This is a genomic window from Bradyrhizobium sp. B120 (genome assembly GCF_049075665.1).
In the GTDB taxonomy this organism is placed as follows: Bacteria; Pseudomonadota; Alphaproteobacteria; order Rhizobiales; family Xanthobacteraceae; genus Bradyrhizobium.
On the sequence record NZ_CP185242.1, the window covers coordinates 1,987,237 to 2,007,163 of the forward strand.

Annotated in this window: 14 protein-coding genes and 8 pseudogenes; 8 read left to right on the forward strand and 14 right to left on the reverse strand. The window is 60.8% G+C overall.

From position 1 onward, the window contains the following. Nucleotides 1-40: 40 nt before the first annotated feature. The 4 genes and pseudogenes from ACOIX3_RS09385 to ACOIX3_RS09400 all read right to left on the reverse strand — a co-directional run. A pseudogene (locus tag ACOIX3_RS09385) lies at nt 41-967 on the reverse strand (IS630 family transposase); the annotation flags it as partial. A gap of 370 nt (nt 968-1,337) precedes the next feature. Further along, nucleotides 1,338-2,191, reverse strand: a pseudogene (locus ACOIX3_RS09390) (IS91 family transposase); the annotation flags it as partial. Between the two features lie 373 nt (nt 2,192-2,564). Then, a pseudogene (locus tag ACOIX3_RS09395) lies at nt 2,565-2,900 on the reverse strand (phage integrase N-terminal SAM-like domain-containing protein); the annotation flags it as partial. A gap of 184 nt (nt 2,901-3,084) precedes the next feature. Beyond that, nucleotides 3,085-3,897, reverse strand: coding sequence for an IclR family transcriptional regulator (locus ACOIX3_RS09400; protein ID WP_420969488.1), 813 nt, complete (start codon nt 3,895-3,897; stop codon nt 3,085-3,087). 504 nt (nt 3,898-4,401) lie between these two features. On the opposite strand from ACOIX3_RS09400, the gene ACOIX3_RS09405 reads away from it, so the two are divergent. After that, nucleotides 4,402-5,580 carry a M24 family metallopeptidase gene (locus ACOIX3_RS09405; RefSeq protein WP_420969489.1) on the forward strand — a complete coding sequence of 393 codons (1,179 nt, stop codon included), beginning with the start codon at nt 4,402-4,404 and terminating at the stop codon, nt 5,578-5,580. A 765-nt stretch (nt 5,581-6,345) separates the two neighbouring features. On the opposite strand, the gene ACOIX3_RS09410 is transcribed toward ACOIX3_RS09405, so the two are convergent. From ACOIX3_RS09410 to ACOIX3_RS09420, 3 genes and pseudogenes are all read right to left on the reverse strand, one after another. Then, complete coding sequence (locus ACOIX3_RS09410; RefSeq protein WP_420969491.1) at nt 6,346-6,597, reverse strand: hypothetical protein; 252 nt, start codon at nt 6,595-6,597, stop codon at nt 6,346-6,348. Further along, a pseudogene (locus tag ACOIX3_RS09415) lies at nt 6,594-7,556 on the reverse strand (IS91 family transposase); the annotation flags it as partial. The gene ACOIX3_RS09410 and the pseudogene ACOIX3_RS09415, both read right to left, overlap by 4 nt. Further along, a pseudogene (locus ACOIX3_RS09420) lies at nt 7,550-7,747 on the reverse strand (phage integrase N-terminal SAM-like domain-containing protein); the annotation flags it as partial. The pseudogenes ACOIX3_RS09415 and ACOIX3_RS09420, both read right to left, overlap by 7 nt. Nucleotides 7,748-7,975: 228 nt before the next feature. Between ACOIX3_RS09420 and ACOIX3_RS09425 the strand changes: the two are divergent. Further along, nucleotides 7,976-8,173, forward strand: a pseudogene (locus tag ACOIX3_RS09425) (Lrp/AsnC family transcriptional regulator); the annotation flags it as partial. Nucleotides 8,174-9,339: 1,166 nt separating this feature from the next. On the opposite strand, the pseudogene ACOIX3_RS09430 reads toward ACOIX3_RS09425, so the two are convergent. Continuing rightward, nucleotides 9,340-9,478 (reverse strand): annotated as a pseudogene (locus tag ACOIX3_RS09430) (ArsR family transcriptional regulator); the annotation flags it as partial. Next, entirely contained in the window at nt 9,468-9,722 is a 255-nt protein-coding gene (locus tag ACOIX3_RS09435; protein ID WP_420969492.1) for a hypothetical protein, read from the reverse strand. The pseudogene ACOIX3_RS09430 and the gene ACOIX3_RS09435, both read right to left, overlap by 11 nt. Nucleotides 9,723-9,832: 110 nt before the next feature. On the opposite strand from ACOIX3_RS09435, the gene ACOIX3_RS09440 reads away from it, so the two are divergent. From ACOIX3_RS09440 to ACOIX3_RS09460, 5 genes are all read left to right on the forward strand, one after another. Continuing rightward, on the forward strand, nt 9,833-10,693 hold the full coding sequence (locus ACOIX3_RS09440; RefSeq protein WP_420969474.1) for a tyrosine-type recombinase/integrase: 861 nt from the start codon (nt 9,833-9,835) through the stop codon (nt 10,691-10,693). A 9-nt stretch (nt 10,694-10,702) separates the two neighbouring features. After that, nucleotides 10,703-11,896: an IS91 family transposase gene (locus ACOIX3_RS09445; RefSeq protein ID WP_420969475.1), complete on the forward strand. Its 1,194-nt coding sequence runs from the start codon at nt 10,703-10,705 to the stop codon at nt 11,894-11,896. A 565-nt stretch (nt 11,897-12,461) separates the two neighbouring features. After that, entirely contained in the window at nt 12,462-12,593 is a 132-nt protein-coding gene (locus ACOIX3_RS09450; RefSeq protein WP_420969476.1) for a helix-turn-helix domain-containing protein, read from the forward strand. A gap of 20 nt (nt 12,594-12,613) precedes the next feature. Then, nucleotides 12,614-12,820 (forward strand): hypothetical protein, encoded by a 207-nt coding sequence (locus ACOIX3_RS09455; RefSeq protein WP_420969477.1) that lies wholly within the window; start codon nt 12,614-12,616, stop codon nt 12,818-12,820. Nucleotides 12,821-12,885: 65 nt separating this feature from the next. After that, nucleotides 12,886-13,224 (forward strand): DDE-type integrase/transposase/recombinase, encoded by a 339-nt coding sequence (locus ACOIX3_RS09460; protein ID WP_420969479.1) that lies wholly within the window; start codon nt 12,886-12,888, stop codon nt 13,222-13,224. Here ACOIX3_RS09460 and ACOIX3_RS09465 read toward each other — a convergent pair. From ACOIX3_RS09465 to ACOIX3_RS09475, 3 genes are all read right to left on the reverse strand, one after another. After that, the gene (locus tag ACOIX3_RS09465; protein ID WP_420969480.1) at nt 13,216-15,282 is read right to left on the reverse strand and encodes a recombinase family protein; all 2,067 of its coding nucleotides are present in this window, start codon (nt 15,280-15,282) and stop codon (nt 13,216-13,218) included. The two genes, ACOIX3_RS09460 and ACOIX3_RS09465, sit on opposite strands and share 9 nt — an antisense overlap. A 273-nt stretch (nt 15,283-15,555) precedes the next feature. Beyond that, a complete protein-coding gene (locus ACOIX3_RS09470; RefSeq protein ID WP_420969441.1) occupies nt 15,556-16,032 on the reverse strand; it encodes a helix-turn-helix domain-containing protein in 477 nt (158 codons plus the stop codon). 165 nt (nt 16,033-16,197) lie between these two features. Further along, the gene (locus ACOIX3_RS09475) at nt 16,198-16,425 is read right to left on the reverse strand and encodes a DUF5372 family protein (protein ID WP_420969442.1); all 228 of its coding nucleotides are present in this window, start codon (nt 16,423-16,425) and stop codon (nt 16,198-16,200) included. An 83-nt stretch (nt 16,426-16,508) separates the two neighbouring features. On the opposite strand from ACOIX3_RS09475, the pseudogene ACOIX3_RS09480 reads away from it, so the two are divergent. Then, nucleotides 16,509-16,700, forward strand: a pseudogene (locus ACOIX3_RS09480) (IS21 family transposase); the annotation flags it as partial. Nucleotides 16,701-16,983: 283 nt separating this feature from the next. On the opposite strand, the gene istB reads toward ACOIX3_RS09480, so the two are convergent. Continuing rightward, nucleotides 16,984-17,751, reverse strand: a complete 768-nt coding sequence (gene istB, locus ACOIX3_RS09485) for an IS21-like element IS1631 family helper ATPase IstB (protein WP_420969472.1) — start codon at nt 17,749-17,751, stop codon at nt 16,984-16,986. After that, nucleotides 17,729-19,498: an IS21 family transposase gene (gene istA, locus ACOIX3_RS09490; RefSeq protein ID WP_420971696.1), complete on the reverse strand. Its 1,770-nt coding sequence runs from the start codon at nt 19,496-19,498 to the stop codon at nt 17,729-17,731. The genes istB and istA overlap by 23 nt, the downstream gene beginning before the upstream one ends. Between the last annotated feature and the right edge of the window lie 429 nt (nt 19,499-19,927).

The following is a 19,927-nucleotide window of genomic DNA, read 5'->3' on the forward strand; positions in this document are numbered from 1 at the left end:
GACTTACCGCCTCATCGCGCCATAGCGTGATGAATTTACGTCCATATCCTGAGTTTTCCAAGTAGCTTGCGCAATCTTCGGACGAGAAGAACTGGATTACCTCGCCGATGGCCAGCCAAACAGCGTCGACAGTTCCGGCGGCAGCCTTTCGGAGGAAGTGCTTGAGTTTGACGAAGGCCTGCTCGATGGGATTCAGATCGGGAGAGTATTTGGGCAGGAAGAATAGGTTGGCTCCGGCGGAGCGAATGAGCTGGCGCACGATCTTGCCTTGTGACTGCCGAGATTGTCCATGATCATGATATCACCCGCACGAAGCGTCGGGAGAAGGACCTCCTTCACGGAGAGGCGGAAGCTCTCGCCGCCGATCGGGCCCTCGAGAAACCCTGGGCCTCGATGCGGTCATGCCGCAGGGCCGCCAGGAAGGTCATGGTCTTCCAGCGGCCGTGTGGAACCTTGCTGGGAAGCCTCTGGCCGCGCGGCGCCCTTCCCCGCAATGCCGCCATATCGGTCCTGGTCCAGGTCTCGTCGATGAAGACCAAGCGCTCAGGTTCGACGCGATCTTGATATTTGCTCCACTGAGCTCGCCGTCAGGCGACGTCCGGACGATCGCGCTCGCAGGCCACCACTCTTTTTTGAAGCTGAGCTTCTCGGCATGGACGAACTCAAAAACCGAACAGTAATCGACCTTCAGTCCGCGCTCAGCAACCTGACGACCAAGCCACGCAAGGTGAAATCTCGCTTGGTTCTCTCCAACACCTAGACACGGTATTCGCCTGAAATCGCCTTCTGCCTGTGGCCGCCCATCTTGCCAGGCGCCACGCTGCCGGTCTCGCGCTGCCGTCGTACCCATCCAATAGCGTGCTGGGGCAACCGCGAACTGCTTTGCCGCCTCGTTGCAGGACAACCCGCCGGTAACCACCGCTGCAAGCATCCGCTTCCGAAGATCTCCAGAGTAAGGCCTGCCCATCCATGCTGGCCTCCAGCCCAGCCAGCATGTGAATCAGAAGCGCACTGATTTGGGAATCTTGAGGGTTCTGTGAGGTCGTGGGTACGTCGGCGTCCGGGACGCGATCGGAGCACGACCTCATAGAGGCCGGATTGAACGAAGCCGCGGAGTTGGGGCGCTATGGGGAAAGTTGCCAGTGCGTGGCGGCGAGACTGCTCTGACGGCGGCCGCGCAATTGATGCGAAGCGCTGTTTTGGCAAGGCCGGTCGGCGGCAGAACGCGCAGCAAGCTCGGCAGCGGTGAAGATGGAAATCGGCAGCGATGAGATCATGATGTGTCGCAGTAGAATGGTTGATGGGTGGATGAGCGCGGCACGACTGCGATACGCCTGCATGTTACCGCCGCAATCTGCGCAGATGAGGAGGTCGGAGGCGTTGTTCTGCCGATCGGCTTTGGCGTGACCGGCCGCCAACTCGGAATTGGCGGTGGCGTGATAGGCATCGAGCAACCGACGGCAGAGAGCGAGGGGCCGCCGCGTCGACCATTGGCGAAAAAGCCGTAGTGGCGAATGCGATGGAAGCCGTCCGGCAGGTATGTAAGAGGAAGGGGCGAATGAACTCCTTGGCATCGAGCGTCATCACTTTGGTCCTGCTGTCCTGGCGTAGTCCTTCCACGCGAAGCGGACCTTGCCGCCGGAGAGCGAGATCAGGCGGCTGTGGGCGATGGCGACGCGATGGATGTAACGGCCGAGATGGGCCAGCACCTGTGGGGGGTGGGGGGCCACCGAACGGCGGCTTGGCATAGACGACCCATTCGATGCGTCTGAGTTGGTCGAGCCCGGCGGCGAAGGCCGTGGGCTCGGCCATACCGGCGAGGTTGCCGAAGAAACGCAGTTTGCCGACGTCGAAGGCATGCTACAGGTTCTGCAGGAACAGGCGACGAAACAGGCGCGAAAGCACACGCACCGGCAGGAAGAAGCCGGGGGGGGCAAGCGATTGAGCGTGTGCCGTTGAGCGAGGGGCCGCCGCCGCCTGGCACCACGCAATCAATGTGCGGATGGTGCTGCAGCGTCTGACCCCAGGTATGGAGCACCGCGGTGACGCCGATTTGCGCACCCGGATGCTTGGATCGGCAGCGTGAAGACGACTTGGAAGTACGGCGCCGGTAACAGTTCGGCCTGTCGATGCGCGAGCCATTCGGCGCGCACCAGCCCTGGCACTTGGGGCAATGGCGGTTGCGGCAGGTAATGGGCGACAACCATTATCTGCCTTATGGGCAGATCCGGTAATCGAGAGTTGGCGGCGGCGAGGGCCCGTTTTCCTGTGAATTGTCGCTCTGCCTCTCTCCATAACATCGCTTCCCTGCGCCCCCATCCGCTTTGGCCACTGATGGCCGGTCACAAACGGGGACGAATATGTTGGAGACATACTTCACGGCATCGAAGTTGCTGGGGCATCTGCGGAGCGGGCCAAGCGGACCACACCTCGACAGCTTCGCAGCGGCGCTCGAACGGCAGGGCTACATCCCCGCGACGGCCGTGCGCTATTTGCGGGCTGCGGCTCATATCGGCCATGTCATGGCCGAGCGTGGCGTGCGCGGCGAGGGATTGCTTCGAGGAGCGCACGACCTCGTCGGCGCTCAGCACCACCGGCAGCTTGCTCGGCTGGCGTGCATAGCTGATGCGCTCCGGAATGGCGTCATGACCGAGCGTCACACCGTAGAAAAACCGCGGCGCGCAGACAATCTGATTGAGCGCCGGCCAGGATATCCCGATCGCCACCAGGTGGACCTGGAAGGCGCGGATATCCTCCAGCTCGAGACAATCGGGGAACCGACCCAAATACCGGCTCAACTTCGATACCGCGGCAAGGTAGGATCGTTGCGTCGCTGGCGACAGATTGCAGACCGTCATGCCCTCAATCATGCGGCGGCGAAGAGGGCTGATCTCAGCCAATGGAAAACTCCTGTCTGAAGGGGTGGGCTTCGAAAACCCGTAATCTTCTCAGACAGGAGCCTGATCTTGCGATCCCTCCTCAATTGCCGCGCCAGCGGCTTCGTTCAATCCCAAATCGATTCAACCTAACTTCATCCCGCATAGTTGGAACCTCGCTGGGCACTGAACGTGGAGGCGAACCACGTCACTGTCCATCGGCAACAAGCCGATCGCGGATACTGACCGCAGCCTTCCTTAGACTTGGAAGAATCGATTGGAGCAATCGGCGCCTCTCACCCGCGACGGTCAAAACCAAACTGCTTATGGCGGCCGGAACCTTTCCGTCCCTTGTCATTATGGGAAAGGCGACCGCCCAAATCCGCGACTGATAGACCGCTTCTAGGTACTCTTCGTCGGCAAACGCGTACCCGTCGCGACGGATTTGCGCGAGTTTCGCGGCGAGCCTCGGTGCCATGCGAGGGTCGCTATTCCAGCGGCCTCCCGTTTCCCGAGCACGTGAAAGCGCCGTCTTCCGCTCCTCCTCGGGCATGAACGCCAGCGTGACCAGTCCCACCCCGGTGGTCGTTAAGGGGATTCTTGCGCCCGTTCGACCGGGCAGCGACAAGCCAAGCGAAGCCCGATTGCTGCACAGTATTACCATTGCGTCGCGATCGAACACGGCGAGATTCGACGGCCAACCAGTTTGAATGTGCATTTGATCGATAATGGGAGCTGCAATCTGAAGCAGAAGCGATTTGGAATCGAAGCCCCGGCCCAGCGCCAGAGTTCGGCCGGTCACAAGGTACGTTGACTTTCCGGCTTGGCGATAGACGTAACCTTCCGCGATCAGAGTTTCGAGCAAGCGCACGACTGTTGGCTGCGGGCAGCTACATCTTATAACGAGGTCCGCAATTGTCACCGGCCCGTGCTCGCTGATAGCCCGTAGTACCGCAAGGCCACGCTGAATTGCTCGGACCGGCTCGTAAGATGGCATAGTTGTCTCCGCAAGCAGGATCACGCACCTCTCCGCCCACCGGGCCGACGTTGCGTTTTGTTTGTCAAAAGCTTATCGCCAACAAAAGCCTATCGAATGGGCCCTGTTCGCGGGCGCCTCGTAGCTCGCATAGGGGTTGAAGCGGATCGGTTCAGCGCGATCGCCTTTCGGCGAGATGTGGCCCAAAACCCTTCGAGTTACCCAAGGTTCGCCCGAAATTCATTGTGTGAATAATTCATCCATCGCACACAATTGCTGCGCATTGTGCGGACAGAACGCCGAAATTACGAGTGTTGACACTCTTTCAAGCAGGGAACAGGCGAGACGATATGGTAGAGTCATCAGAGGAACGATGAAGGGATTCGCCCGCTGCTCACGCTCAGCCGCGAGATAGTCGTGGCATCACCAAGGCTCCAGTGCGCCAACTCGTAGATATGCTCACGATCGAACGCTTCCTTGATGTCCAGCCTCACCTGTTGGGTGCCTGCGGCTGCGAATTTAGTCAATCAACACTTGGAGGTACTAGGTATGGAAAAGGAACTGCATTTTGAGCGGGCCGAATTCGTGGCACGCTTAGCAGCCGTGAAGAAAGAGATGGCCAGGCGAGGAATCGATATCCTACTTCTCTCGGAGCCCCCCAACCAAAATTATCTAACGGGCTACGACGCCTACTCTTTCTATACACCACAAATGGTGCTCGTGGCGCTCAATCACGACGAGCCGATCTTTATCACGCGGTTCATGGACCGCATCTCAGGAGTGATGACCACTTATCTCGCCGACGATAACATCAGAGGATATAAGGATGAATATGTGCAATCGACTACCTTATCAGCGTACGACTTTATAGCCGACGTTGTAAAGGAAGTTGGTGGTGAAAAGGCGAGCATCGGTGTGGAGATGGGGGGGTACTACTACTCCGCGCATGCACATGCTGATCTCGTCCGAGCGCTACCGCTCGCTAAGTTTGTAGACGCGGACTTGCTGGTCAATTGGATTCGTATTGTGAAGAGCCCGGCCGAGCTCTCGATCATGCGCCAAGCCGGCCGCATCGCCGATGCGATGATTAAGAGGGCCGTCGATACGATCGCACCCGGTGTACGCGAATGCGATATCGCAGGTGCCATCTATCACCAGCAGATGTCGGGCACGCCTGATTTCGGCGGAACCTATGGTTGTTCGTGTCTGATGCTTGGCGTGGGCGAACGCGCCCTTGCGCCACATGCCGCGTGGACCGACAAGCCGCTGCCGGCATCAACAACGGTCTATGTGGAAGTTCACGGAAATCGGCTTCGCTACCAGGTCAATTTAAGTCGCACGATCTGCGTCGGGGAACCTTCCTCCGAGTACCAGAAATTTTCGGAGATCGCGGTCGAAGCTTTGAATGCGGGCGTCGAGAGTGTCCGCCCCGGTCGCACGTGCTCGGAGGTCCAGGGTGCCTTCCGGCAAGCGCTCGCTCGCCATGGATTTGAGAAAGAGGCGAGGCTCGGTTATTCGATCGGAATCGGCTATCCACCCGCCGTAGGGGAGCGCACGGCCAGTTTGCGCAAGGGGGATGAAACGGTTCTTCAGCCGGGCATGTGTTTCCATATGATGCCTGGCCTGTGGCTGGACAACAAGAGCATTGCCATCACGCAATCCTTCGCAGTCACCGAAAGCGGCCATGAGGCTTTGACATCGACGCCGCGTACCCTGTTCGTCAAATAGTCGGAAAAAAATTGTAACATGCTTCTTTTCCGGCGGCGGCCCGCTGCCGCCGCGATCCGATCACGGTTGACCGCTCATAGCGCCTGACCGGATGCATTTGTTGAAGCGGGTTGAGAACGCAAGGAGGACGCTAATTCAAAGCCAGCGCTGAACTGACAAGTCTCGCATCGATCTAGGTTGGTCGCCTAGCAGGAAGTGTGCGCCAAATGACGTCGAGATTCCAGATGAGCTCTTGCCCCCAACCGACGACGATCATTATGCCCTAACTCGGCCTTCCAGAAGCACATGAAACCGATCTCAATTTATCGCAGCCCCGTGTAAAACCCAATGGAGCTAAGACTATGACACGCAACAAAGGGCCACAGACATTCCCGCGAGCAGGGTACCTACGAAGACTTGCAGCCGTAGAATCAGAAATGGCGCGTCTGGAACAGGCCGCGCGGACTTGAGCTGGGCGTGTCGAGACCCTGTGAGCGACCGGCGCTCAAAAGGTGCCGTCCGGCCGTTCGGATTCTCGGCACCTCCGGGGCAGAATTGTCTGGAGCTGCGTGCAGTGTCGCTAACTGTACGGCAGCCCTGGCGCTTCGTAGGCTTGGAGTTGAACTGAGAATCAACTCCGTCTGACACGACACTGCTGATCCACGCTTGCCGCACATGGGGACTCTGGAGGGTTCTGTGAGGTCGCGTGGCAAGCGCGAGCGGCGCGCACTGTCGAGCGTGCGACCTCATAGAAGCCGGATTGAACGAAGCCGCGAAGTTGGGGCGCTATGGGGAAAGTTGCCAGTGCGTGGCGGCGAGACTGCTCTGACGGCGGCCGCGCAATTGATGCGAAGCGCTGTTTTGGCAAGGAAGACCTCGCGGATCGGGTCCCGAGCGCGAGAAACAGATCAGGTTTAGCCGTTGGCCCGCTCTGGGGTCGGTATTGCGGCAGTCGATCGGCACAGCTGGCTGCTCGGCGGCAGGACGCGCAGCAAGCTCGGCAGCGGTGAGGATGAAAATCGACAGCGATGAGATCATGATCTGTCGCAGTAGAATGGTTGATAGGTGGATGAGCGCGGCACGACTGCGATCCGCCGCATGGCGCCGCCGCAATCGGGGCAGACGAGGAAGTCACTGGCGTAGTTGTGCCGATCGCGTTTGGCGTGACCGGTCGGCAACTCGGAAGGGGCCGCCGCATGATGGGCATCGAGCAGCCGACGGCAGCGGGCGAGGTTGTCGCTGCGTTGGCCATTGGCGAGGAAGCCGTAGTAGCGAATGCGATGGAAGCCATCCGGCAGGGCATGCCGCAGGAAACGGCGGATGAACTCGTCAGCATCGAGCGCCATCAGGCTGGTCTTGCCGTCCTGGCGATAGTCCTTCCAGGCGAAGCGGACCTTGCCGTCGGAGAGCGAGACCAGCCGGCTGTTGGCGATGGCGACGCGATGGGTGTAGCGTCCGAGATAGGCCAGCACCTGTTCGGGGCCACCGAACGGCGGCTTGGCATAGACGACCCATTCGATGCGTCTGAATTGGTCGAGCCCGGCGGCGAAGGCCGTGGGCGCGGCTAGACCGGCGAGGTTGCCGAAGAAACGCAGTTTGCCGGCGTCGAAGGCATGCTACAGGTTCTGCAGGAACAGGCGACGAAGCAGGCGCGAGAGCACACGCACCGGCAGGAAGAAGCCGGGGCGGCAAGCGATTGAGCGTGTGCCGTCGAGCGAGGGGCCGCCGCCTGGCACCACGCAATGAATGTGCGGATGGTGCTGCAGCGTCTGCCCCCAGGTATTGAGCACCGCGGTGACGCCGATTTGCGCACCCAGATGCTTGGGATCGGCGGCGATGGTGGTGAGCGTCTCAGCGGCGGCGCGGAACAGGATCGCATAGACGGCGGCCTTGTTCTGGAAGGCGATCTCGCCCGCCAGCGTCGGCAGCGTGAAGACGACGTGGAAGTACGGCGCCGGCAATAGTTCGGCCTGTCGATGCGCGAGCCATTCGGCGCGCGTATCCCGATCGCCATCAGGTGGACCTGGAGGGCGCGGATATCCTCCAGCTCGAGACAATCGGGGAACCGACCCAAATACCGGCTCAACTTCGATACCGCGGCAAGGTAGGATCGTTGCGTCGCTGGCGACAGATTGCGGACCGTCATGCCCTCAATCACGCGGCGGCGAAGAGGGCTGATCTCAGCCATTGGAAAACTCCTGTCTGAAGGGTTTCGAAAACCCGCAATCTTCTCAGACAGGAGCCTGATCTTGCGATCCCTCCTCAATTGCCGCGCGAGCGGCTTCATTCAATCTGCAATCTGTTCAATAGTTAGGCTGCAGCCTTCGCCATGAACGGTCGCGAGGCCCACTTGTTGCCTCGCCCAATTGTCTGATTTCCCGAATTTCCGACCTCTTCTAACGACGGCAGCGTAGCCGTGGAACTTGACAGAATCGATGCTCGTCTTCTTGACCTCGTGCAGCGCAAGAATCGCCTGAGCAATGAAGAACTCGGCGCGGAGGTCGGCTTGTCTGCATCCGGAGTTCAGCGTCGACTAAAGCGCCTACGATCGGAACGCGTCATAGAAGGAGACGTCTCAATCGTCTCCCCAAAAGCAATCGGACGGAACGTGACCGATCGGCCGAAGCGGGGACGGCTGATCCTATCGAAACTGACCGATTACACGCTCAGCGTCTATGCGGCGGAAAGCTATTTGTCTCGAGAATGCCCGATCGGGAGTCAATCCGATCTGGCAGGGCGATTGTTGTCAACCGACGTGGAGGATTTCGTATACAGCGGGATCGCTAGGCTACGCGTCTGCTCTTGGACGGTTGATGTCGCGCCGCTACGAATGCGAGAGCGTCGTTGCCCAGATGGAGGCGGTGCGAAGCGCTCATGGCAACGGCATTTTGCACGACTACGCCGCCCGTCGTTATCCGGATCTGCAGCTGCTGCTTCCCGACGTACGGTTCGTACGAAGCTACTGGCTCACCTCACACTCCTATACGCACGATGCGAGGGGTCCACGAAGTTCGCCGTTTTATCACCGCTTCAGTCAAAGCGGCCAAGTTTCAATTCGAGATGGATTGACGCGATTTTGATATTCGATTCGCCCCACGAGCCGGAGCGATACTCATGAAGGCCAATAAACTAATAATGTGGTGGGGTAATTGCCCAAACGACTTTTGCCTGGGCCTTTCCTGGGTTAGCGCTACGATGTTGCGAGGTGCTCTTGAAAGAAAAAGCGAGAATCGCGTGGTACTGAATGATAAAAAGACTGTCGTCTTCAACGGCTGAACGGAGCTTTGACAAGCCAAGCAGATTTGCCCGTAAGACGCGGGCGTGGTGCTGCGGCGAAGAAGAATGCGGGGGCCCATCCACGTAAAGAACGCGAGAATGCGCACCAGCTCCCATAGCTCTCACCAGTGTCAGTAAGGCTGCGCGAGATGCGGTGGAAGGTTCTGGCTGATCAGCTACTGCTGCGAGCGACCGGTCCTTTGCTACGAGAAATTTGTCGACCGCTTCGAGGCCGACTCACGATTGAGAATCTGGGCATCAAAAAAAGCCCACTGCGGCGGCCACCTTGATGGCTCAGCGAGACTTTCGCGCGACCAAGTCCGGCCTCGAAGAGTTAACGAGTGCGCCACGGAAGCTTTTGAGATCGGTCACGCAATGGAATGACACGCGATATCCGTAGTGTTTCACAGCGCTGAGGAGCGACAGTGCGAGTTTTCCGGCTTCTATGCGCGTGAGCGATGAAAGCGCGCAAAACGCACAGATGCGCGGGGCAAGACATCAGCGTCAATCCTCCGGCGGAGCCTCAATTGGGATGGCACAGCCCGCCTTTACGCGGGACCATCGTCTTGACCGCCTTGATGTCCGCGTTCTCATAGAAGAAGCGCCGGGTGAACTGCTCATAATTTTCTATGCTACGCGCGGTAGTCGCGGCTTCCTCTCTTCCGTGAAAGCGGATTCAAAATCATCGCCAACGGCACCTTCGCGACGTCCGGCGGTTCCGAGAGTAGTGAATTGTTTCGCGAGTCCATCTTTAGCGCGGCCAAGGCGCTCGTTGGTTCTTCATCTCCTGCACCGGTCTGCCTGTCGTGCCGCACATCGATGCCTTGGAAAAGGATATCGATATCCCGGTCGTCACCAGCGTGCGCGTTCCAGCCGATCGTGATCACCGATTGAACGAACCCGCTACGCGGGAGTGGGGGCAAGCCTGCTGAACTGAGGTGTCCTGTCTGAGAGGATGTTGGTCTTCGCACCACCCCTCTCAAGACAGGAGACCCAGATGGCTACGATAAGCCCTCTTCGGCAGCGCATGATCGAGGACATGACAGTCCGCAATCTGTCGCCGTGGACTCAACAATCCTATATCTATGCGATCGCAAAGTTTAGCCGCCATTTCGGCTACGCTCCGGACCGGTTGAGTTTCGAGCAGGTCCGCGCCTACCAACTGCATCTCATCGGCCAAAAGCGTTCGTGGTCCCACATCAATCAGGTGGCCTGCGCGCTGCGGTTCTTCTACGGCGTCACACTCGGGCAGACGGAGGCATTCGAGCGGATCATCGGTGGCCAGAAGCCCGACAAGCTCCCGCTCGTGCTTAGTGCCGAAGAGATCGAACGCTTCCTGGACGCGGTTACAGGGGTGCGCAATCGCGTCGTGCTGGCGGCGGCTTATGCGGCTGGCTTACGGGTTAGTGAAGTCGTCCGCCTGAAGGTGAGCTCGATCGACAGCAAGCGAATGTTGATCCACATCGAGAACGGCAAGGGCGGCAGGGATCGTTACGCGATGCTTTCTCCGCGACTGCTGGAGATTCTGCGTACGTACTGGATGCGAGCCCGACCGGGGCTGTGGCTATTTCCAGGCCAAGACCCAAGTGAACATGTCAGCGTCCGCTGCGTCCAGGCGGCCTGCCGCGCCGCCCGCCGCCGCGCTCGGCTTGCCAAGCCGATTACTGTCCATACGCTCCGGCACTCGTTTGCGACCCATCTCCTGGAAAGCGGGATCGACATTCGCATCATTCAAGTTCTGCTCGGACATGCCAACCTGGGATCGACCGCGCGGTACGCTCAGGTTGCGACCAATCTGCTCGCCCGCACGACCAGCCCATTCGATGGACTCTCCGTCAGGGTGATCCCACCCGACTGAGCTGCGCATATGCGCCCCGTGCTCGAGGTGGCGGACATCCTCCGTCGCCACGGCGCTGCGTTCCGTGCCGCGCAAGGTCCTCGGCTGTCCTCCGATCAGCGCCGTGTGATGGCGGCCATCGAGGCGTGTCGCACAGCGACGCTCGGCGGCCACGTCGAGCGGTGCGACGACTGCGGCCTGGTCCGCGTCGCCTATAACAGCTGTCGCGATCGGCACTGTCCAAAGTGCCAAGCGCTCGCGCGCGCCCAATGGCTCGCCGAGCGCCAGGCCGACCTGCTGCCGGTCCCCTATTTCCATGTCGTCTTCACCGTGCCGGCGCCGGTGGCCGCCATCGCGCTGCAGAACAAGGCGGTGGTCTACGACATCCTGCTCAAGGCAGCAGCCGAGACGATCCGTCTCATCAGCGCCGACCCGAAGCATCTCGGTGCCGAGACCGGGATGATCGCCATTCTCCATACCTGGGGCCAGACCCTGACGCATCATCCGCACGCCCATTGCCTCGTGCCGGGCGGCGGGATCGCCCCTGATGGAAGCTGGGTTCATTGTCGCCCCGGCTTCTTCCTTCCCGTTCGCGTCCTGTCACGACTGTATCGTCGGCTATTCCTGGAGCGCCTGCAGGCGGCGTTCGATAGCGCCAAGCTCCAGTTCTTCGGCCACCTCGCGCACCTCGTCGAACCGGCAGCATTCAGCCGCCATCTGAACGCCCTCCGCAAGATCGAGTGGGTCGTCTACGCCAAGCGTCCCTTCGGCGGACCAGAACAGGTTCTGGCCTATCTCGGGCGCTACACCCATCGCGTTGCGATCGCCAACGGCCGGCTCCTTACCTGTGAGCAGGGCCACGTCCGCTTTCGGTGGAAGGATTATCGCGCCGGCAACAAATCCAAAGTGATGACGCTCGACACTGAGGAGTTCATTCGTCGCTTTCTGCTCCACATATTGCCGAAGGGGTTCCGCCGCATCCGTCATTTTGGCTTCCTGGCGAACGCCTGTCGCGCCGCCAAACTTGCGCGCATCCGAGCGGCGCTTCAGGCGCCGCAGCCACCTCCGCCTGCCGAAGCTGTCGACTATCGTGAGCGCTGCGCCATCCTCCTTGGTCACCGCCTCGACTTGTGCCCCATCTGCGGAGGCCGCATGGTCGAGATTGGGCCTGTGCCGCGTGCGCCAACTCAGCGACGCGCAGCACCTCGCTGCGATACATCATGACCGACGACCTCGATCGTTCGCTCCCACTGCACGCGCTGTCCTGCCGACGTTCTCCGTCGGAACGATCAAGCATGCTCACAACGCCCGGCGAACGGGCGATAGTCAGCCGCCTGGGCTTGACGCGCCGTTCGACGCTATCGACGGCGGCATCCTTTGCTGCCAACATCCGCGACAATCTGCGGCCACCCTCGCTCGCGGGCCCGACACCGGATCAATCGCGCCTACCGGCGCCTAGATCGAGCCCCCATAGGTCCGCGCTCACAAGACGCGGCTTCGTTCAATCCAGCTTCAAATAGGTCCCGCGCTGGACTTGCGGCGAGATCTGCGACGCGGGACCTATTTGAAGCCTCCAGTATTCCAGGCCATCGTGATCACTCATTCCAGAGCATCGTAATCACTCATTCCAGAGCATCGTGATCACCATTTCCAGTTGATCGTGATCGCTATTTCCAGCGATCGCGATCGGGAGCAACCAGGAGGCGTGCACCGCTGACAGTCTGCAACCCGGGTAGCTTGGTCTTTTGCCTAACCGTAGAGGATCACGATGCCGACCGAGAGACTGTCCATGCGCCACATTCGTGAAGTTCTACGCCTGCACTACAGCGTCGGCATGTCGCAACGCGCCGTTGCCCGCAGCCTGGGCCTAGCCCGGAGCACGGTCAGCAAGTACCTCATCGAACTCGCCGCGCCGGCCTGACCTGGCCGTTGCCGCCGGAGTTGGATGATGACGTCCGGCTCGAGAACCGCCTGTTTCCGCCGCCTTCCGATCGGCCCAGCGACGAGCGCCCGCATCCGGACTGGGCGCTCGTGCATCGCGAGCTGCGGCGTCCGAACGTCACGTTGATGCTGTTGTGGGAGGAGCATTGCGACGCGAACTCCGGCAGCTCCAGCTATGCGTGGTTCTGCGAACGCTACAAGGAATAAGCCGGCCGCCTCAAGCCGACCCTGCGCCAGGTCAATGTCGCCGGCGAGAAGCTGTTCGCCGACTAATGGAGGCGGTTGACGGGCTCAGCGGCGAGGTGCGGAGCCGGCAGGTCTTCGTCGCCGTGCTCGGCGCCTCGAACTACACCTACGCCGAAGCCAGCCTCACCCAGAGCCGGCCGGACTGGATCGCCTCGCACGTTCGGGCCTTTGCCTATTTCGGCGGCACGACGCGGCAGACGGTGAGCGATAATCTGAAGGCTGGCATAACCCGGGCCTGCTTTCACGAGCCGATGGTCAACCGGACCTATGCCGATCTCGCCCGCCATTACCGCACCGCCATCGTCCCGGCGCGACCGTATCGTCCGCGCGACAAGGCGATTGCTTCATATTGCACCTCATCCTGACAGTTGCGCGGTGATAGGTGTTGCTTGCGGTTTGCGGGAGCGGCGGCCGCCACGGCCTTTAAGGATAATGGTATCTGATGCGATCTCCCAGAGCCCACGGTTCAGGCTGTCAGCGTAGCATTTTTTGATGAGTCCCTGACGGCCCCACTCCTGCACGGTGGTTTTGGCGATGCCAAACCTCGCTGCGACCTCGCGCGTCGTGAGCATACCACGGTGGCGCAGTCGATCGTATCGACTCGCCAGTTTGTAGGCACTGCGGATGAAGGCAATCTTCTTCAGATTGAAGGGCTTGCTTTCCCAGGTGCGCCATCCGTCTCGGTTCAAAATCTCAGCGATCTCGCGGTCGCAATGCTGATCGAGCAGCCGATCGACGGCCGCGACAAGCTCGGGTTTGAACTTGCGCAGCTGGGCGATTGGCAGCGGTCGCTCGAGCTCCAATGTGCGCGTAGCCCCGCCGGACAGACGCACATGAGCAATGATCTTCTGCGCCTTGATCAAGGTCACGTCTTCGATGAGCAAGCGCGCGATGCGCTTGCGTTCACGGAAGTCGACGCGCGGATCGTTCCAGATTTGCGGCAGCTGCTCGGCAAGACCGAGAATACGCTGGCGGACCTCAGCGGCGAGCGTCGCAGTCTGCTGTTTGTTGCGACGTTCATATTCCTCGATAGCTTCGGCATGACGGTGTAGCTTGTTGTTCCACTCCGCCTCAAGCGCATCGGCGACGAGACGATTGTCGGGGTCCACCTTCATGTAGCGCCGGCGGGCAAGTTCGGCGTCGTAGCGCAGTCGTTCGACGTGCTGGCGACGTGCGGTATCGGTCTCGCGGACTCGCGCCTCAAGCTCGCGTTGGACCTCCAGAGTGACCGCCAGCGCCATCGGCGTCATCATCTCGATCATCAACCCGGCGACCGCTGGATCGATGATCTTGCCAGGCACCGTTTGGCAGGTCTTCCCGGCGCGGCGCACTGCACTCTCTTGGCACACATAGGTCGGGACCGTATTGCCATGCTCGCGACTGTAATGCACACCCATGCGGTCGCCGCACAAGCCACAGAGCACGCGTCCCTGGAGCAGCGCCGGCCCCTCGCGCGCCGGCCCAGAGAATCGTTCACCGCCGAATGCGCTCGCATTATCCGCAAGGCGCCGTTGATTTGCTTCGAACCGTTCCCAGTCGATGTAACCCTGATGCATGCCGGGCATGACGAACTGCCAATCCGCTCGGGGAATCTTCACGACGCTGGTTCCGCCGTCGGGCCGGTGGCGTGTGCGCGTACGCCCATAGACGAAGGCGCCGGCATAACGGGGATTGTGCAGCACCTGCAAGATCCTTGAATGCTGCGGAAGCGCCCACAAAAGGTCGCCTTTGTTCGCGCCCGTCCGCAATCGGCGCGGGAACTGCAGGCCTTGCTCCCGGAAGAAACGGACTGTCTGGACGGCGCTTCCGGTCCGCTCAAAGGTCTCGAAGACCAACCGGATGGCATTCTGTACTTGAGCATCCGGATCGAGACCGACCGTACCGTCGGTTCGGTACACCAATCCGACCGGAGGCCTCATCTCCAGCTCGCCGCGACGGGCCTTGTTGAGCTGGCCGCCACGCATGCGCGCTTTGAGGATGTGCAGTTCGGCTTCGCTCATCGTGCCTTTGAGGCCAAGCAGAAGGCGATCGTTAAAGCCGGCTGGATCATAGATGCCGTCCTCATCGAGAATGAGCGTCGCAGTCAACGCGCACAGTTCGATCAGGCGATGCCAGTCCGCAGAGTTACGCGCCAATCGCGAGACCTCCAGGCCCATGACGATGCCAGCCTTACCGAGCGCCACCTCGCTCACGAGCTGTTGGAAGCCGTCGCGTGCGGTCGTGCTCGATCCGGATTTGCCGAGATCGCGATCAATTACATGAATGCGTTCGATCGGCCAGCCCGCTGCAATTGCGCGCTGGCGCAGCGCGTATTGGCGCTGCGTGCTCTCGCCATGTTCGGCGACCTGCCGCAACGTGGACTGACGAACATAAAGGTACGCATCACGCTTGAGATGGTCGGCCGTGACCTTGTGCTCAGGCATGCATGGGCTCCATAGCGAGGGAGATAAGAATGCCGGCGATGAGGCGGGTGACCTCCTGTGCCGGCGGCGACAGATCGGGCTTGGCGGAAGACGATGGCTCGGGGGCGTGGTGGCAAGTCGCCTCGGCACGAGGTTCGTGCCCAAGCGCCCGCATCCAGGCGGCCAAACCTTGACGGCGAAGAATGCCGAGACCAGGAGTTGCGGCGGGTTTGCCTGATAGGATCGCGGTACGCAGCTCCTCGTAGACCGCCGCTGCCTGCGCCGATGCCACAATCACGCTGGATGGATGATTCGTTTTTTTTTGCGCGCAAGCGCTCGCTCGAGGCTGCGCCTGTGCACTTTGATGCCGAAGCGTGACTCGATCGCCTCGAGGCATTGAGACGTCGCCAGCTCGGGCTTTGCCGTCTTGAGTTCTGTAGCGAAGGCAATGACTTCGCCAGACAGCTTGTGGCCGGCCTTGGGGCCTCGCTGGCTTGGCAGCAGACCGGCGAGCCCACTGGTCTTCAATGCGCTCTGAGCTTTGTAGAAGGTGGGTCTCGTAACACCGAACGCCGCCGCGGCCTCGGTAATGGCGATGCCATCGATCTGATGACGCCGCACCATCTCGTAGCGGACCTGGACCAGGTCCGCGGCATCGAAGAACGGATTGCCGGTGAACGCAATGTCGCGAACGGCCTCGGGATTGGGGTTGAGGACGCCGTCTCGTGCCAGCGCCTCGCTCTTCGAATCCCGCTTTCTTGCCTTCGCCATGTCTCGCCTCGGGGGCACGTAAATAAAAATACGCCTCTATATGTAGATTGTCAACCGCCGGTCTAGCGCTAGATGCGGTGATTGGCGGCAAGAAAATGAGACTAGATGTCATGATGAGGCCTGCGCAGCGGCATGATTTGATTTACAATGGAGGCGTAATTGCCTTTACACATCAGTTGCTCGAAGCTGCTGCGCGAGCCGATCCAGCGCGTCGCACAAGGACAGCAAGTCCACCGTGCGAAAAGCGGCTCTGCCCTCCGCAATCCGCTGGAACTCGTCCACCGGATCGATATCGGTGAACGCGCTTGCGATCGTGCAAAGCCTCCCATCTTCGCCGACGTAGACCACACGATCCTCGCCCCAATGTCGCTGCCGGCAGATCGGCTCGAACATGCGGCCGCACAGCGGATGGAAAGGATGAGTGATCCGCACCTTTTGGCGGGTCGTACCTACACAGCCTGCAGTTGGCGACTTTCGACAAAGCCAAGGTCGAAGTCGGGATCCAAATCGTCGGGCGATGGATTCTGGTACGCTTGCGCAACCGCCGCTTCTTTCCGCTCGCCGCCCTCAACGAGGCGATTCACACGCTCCTTGTCGAGCTGAACGATCGACCGCTACGCAGTTGGAGACGAAGTCGGCGCGACTTGTTCCAGGAGCTCGATCGTCCGCACGGCGGAAGAGACCGGCTCTGCTGCGTCGACAGACCAGAAGATCGTCGATATCGCTTGTCGCTAGAGCGGCGCGAATGTAGTCGCGGCCGGCGGTCCTGTTCAATGTCTGAACCGAACATTTCGGACTGCGGAGCAAACGGAGCGCCTGGACAGTCTTCGCCCGAGAGAGATGAAGAGCGCGGCGCGCGCTCTTGGCGGCGCCTGCCCCGCGGGTCACTTCAAATTCCTCCGGGTATGGTCAGTCAAATTCCTCCACCCGCGAGGCAGGACATGGTGATTGTTAGTTTGCCTTTGTTTCCCGGGCAAGAGTTTCAGCGGCCTCTTTGAGCCGATAGCTGCGTCCGTCGAACTCAAGCAGATGGCAATGATGCATCAGGCGATCGAGGATCGTCGTGCTCATGGTGTTGTCCCCCAGGTATGTCCCCCAGTCCTGCACGACGCGATTGGAGGTGACGATGACGCTGCGGCGCAGTTTGTAGCGCTGATGGATCAGGGTCTGCAGCAAGGCGCCGGCGTCGTCAGGGATGGCGCGTGCGAGGAACAGATCGTCGAGCACGAGGAGATCGCAGTCGATGATGGTTCGCAGCCGGACCTCGCGTTGTGCCGGGGAGTTCATGGCGTAGCGGTGGAAGAAGTCGTCGGTCTCAAGATACTGGACCTTGTGGCTTTGCAGGATCGCCTGATAGGCAATCGCCTTGGCGATGTAGGACTTCCCGGTGCCAGGTTTGCCGACAAGCAGCGCGTTCTCGCCAGCGGCAATGAACGCCAGGGTGTGGAGCTGGAAGCAGGTTTGGCGCGGCAATTTGGGATTGAAGGACCAGTCGAACTCGGCGAGCGTCAGCTTTTCGTCGAGCCCGGATTGCTGGTAGCGGCGCTCGATGAGGCGGGACTGACGACGGTCCAGTTCGTCCTGCAGGATCAGGGAGAAGGTCTCGAGGAATGGCTGGTTGGCGCCCTGCGCCTGCAGCACGCGCGTCTGCAGCGTGTCGCGGACGCCCGACAGGCGCAGCTGTCGCAGGCAACGTTCAATTTCCGGCATGGTCATCATGTGGCTGGGTCTCCAGTTTGAGGTGAGAAGATGCAGCGGGAGCGCTCGTGGCGCCGGAGCTGGCCGGGGTTGCGCAGGCGACACGAGCGCGGCTGTCGTGAGCCTCGGCCTGCCGGCCATTGTCGCCGGCATCGTGCCGCACGGCACGGCTGAAGAGATCGCCGTATTCGGCCGGGGCACGGATCAGCGGATGATCCTGGGTGAGCGGCGATGCCGGTTGTGGCGTCGCTCCAACCTGCTCGATAGCCTGTTCGAACAACCGCTCGACGGTCGCACGCACGTGCTTGTAGCGGTAGATGCGGTTGTCGATGGCGTGCGCACAGGCTTGCTCGACCAGCCGTGCCGGATACTTCCGGCTCAGCCCGACAATGCCCCACATCGCGCGCTGTCCGGGGCGTCCCTCGGTGTCGAACACCTGCTGGCACAACGCCTTGGTCTGCGGCCCGATGCGCTCGGCGCTCGCCAGCAACACGGCGGTTTGCCGCGACGGATTGAACGGCCGTTCGTTGGTTGGCAGGACGACAGAGCCGGGGTGCGTCATCCTGGAATGAACACGCAGCAGCGCACGGGTGTGGCGATCACGGATCTCGATCGTGGAGGCGTAGATCCGCACAACGACCTGGCTGCCGATGGGCGCGGGTCGCGCGGCGTAATAGCTGTTGTCGACGCGTACGGTGGTGTCGTCGCAGACGGTCCGAACGACCTCGGTGAAGATGCGGAAGGGCGCGACAGGCAGCGGCCGCAGGTGAGGCTTCTCCTCCTGGAACATGGCCTCGACCTGACGACGCGTGCTGCCGTGGATGCGCTTGGAGGCCCAATTCTCCTCCCAATGCCTCAAGAACTCGTTCTGGGCTTCCAGCGTCTCGAAGCGCCGTCCAGCCAGCGCGGTGCCCTGGGTATGTTGAATCGCATTCTCGACGCATCCTTTCCGATTGGGATCGGCCACGCGCGCGGGATCGGCGACCACGGCGTAATGAGCCAGCATCGCGCTGTAAATCGGGTTGAGCTCGGGCTCGTACAGATCGGGCTTGAGGACACCTTCCTTCAGGTTGTCGAGCACGACATATCTGACAACCCCGCCAAAATACCGGAACGCTTCTTCGTGAAGCTGCGCCCAGACTTGCTGGCCGGATTGCCAAACCACCCGCCGGAAGCTGCGCCGCGAGTAGCGCAGCGTCATCACGAACAGGCGGGGACGGCGGTACCGGCCGCTCCTGGGATCGATCGTCAGAGCGCCCTCGCCATAGTCGACCTGGGCCTCCTCGCCGGGGAGGAACTCAAGTCGGTCAAACTGCTCGGGATCGGTGTGGCGCAACGTGCGGACAAACCGCTTGACGCTCTGGTAGCTGGACAGAAAGCCAAATTGATCGACCAGGTCCTGGTAAATCGCCTGCGCATTCCGCTTCAGGCGGACCTGTTCTTCGATCCACGTCCGATGCGGCTCGCAAGCCGAACGGGCCAGGCTGCTGATGACCGTCGCTTCCGATGCCCCAAAAGCCGGTGGTCGGGGTGGAGGAATTTGCCCGTCCTCGCTCACCGGGCCGGTGGTCACTTCCCCGGGGGAATTTGCCTCCGCACCAGCCCGCAGCGCCCGGTAACGCCGGATCGTCTTGCGATCGACCCCCGTCAACCTGTGGATCTCGCGCTGGCTGGCGTTGCGATCGAGTAGCGTAAATACCGTGCTTTGCAGGTGTGGCTTCAAGACGTTCAACTCCCCGGTCCCTTGCTGGCTAAAGGGACCGAAAATAAACGTCCTGCCTGACCGGCTACCGCTGTTCAGCGGCGCTGACGGCGATCATCAGGTGGGGGAGTTTCAAGTGACCATACCCGGGGGATTTTGAACGACCCACGGGGGCGCCTGCAGTGTCCGTATCGATACAATGGAGCTGGCTTTGCCGATCTCGCAAGTAGTCCATACCGCAAACTGCCGATTTCGTCGATCGCTCGCGGTCGTGGGCGACGCGACGTAACTGAATTCCATGTGCAGCATCGCTCTCTTGCACACCAGCGACTATTTTCATGCCCCCAATTGGTCGGCGAGGTGGGGCCGCTCAAGTGCGTCGAAAAGGGGCGCCCGAATGCAGGATTTAAGCCTCAGCGCGCGGCCCATAGCATTAACGAGTCTTGAAATATGGTTATAGTCACAAGAGGCCAAACGTACCTCCTGTTTCACGCG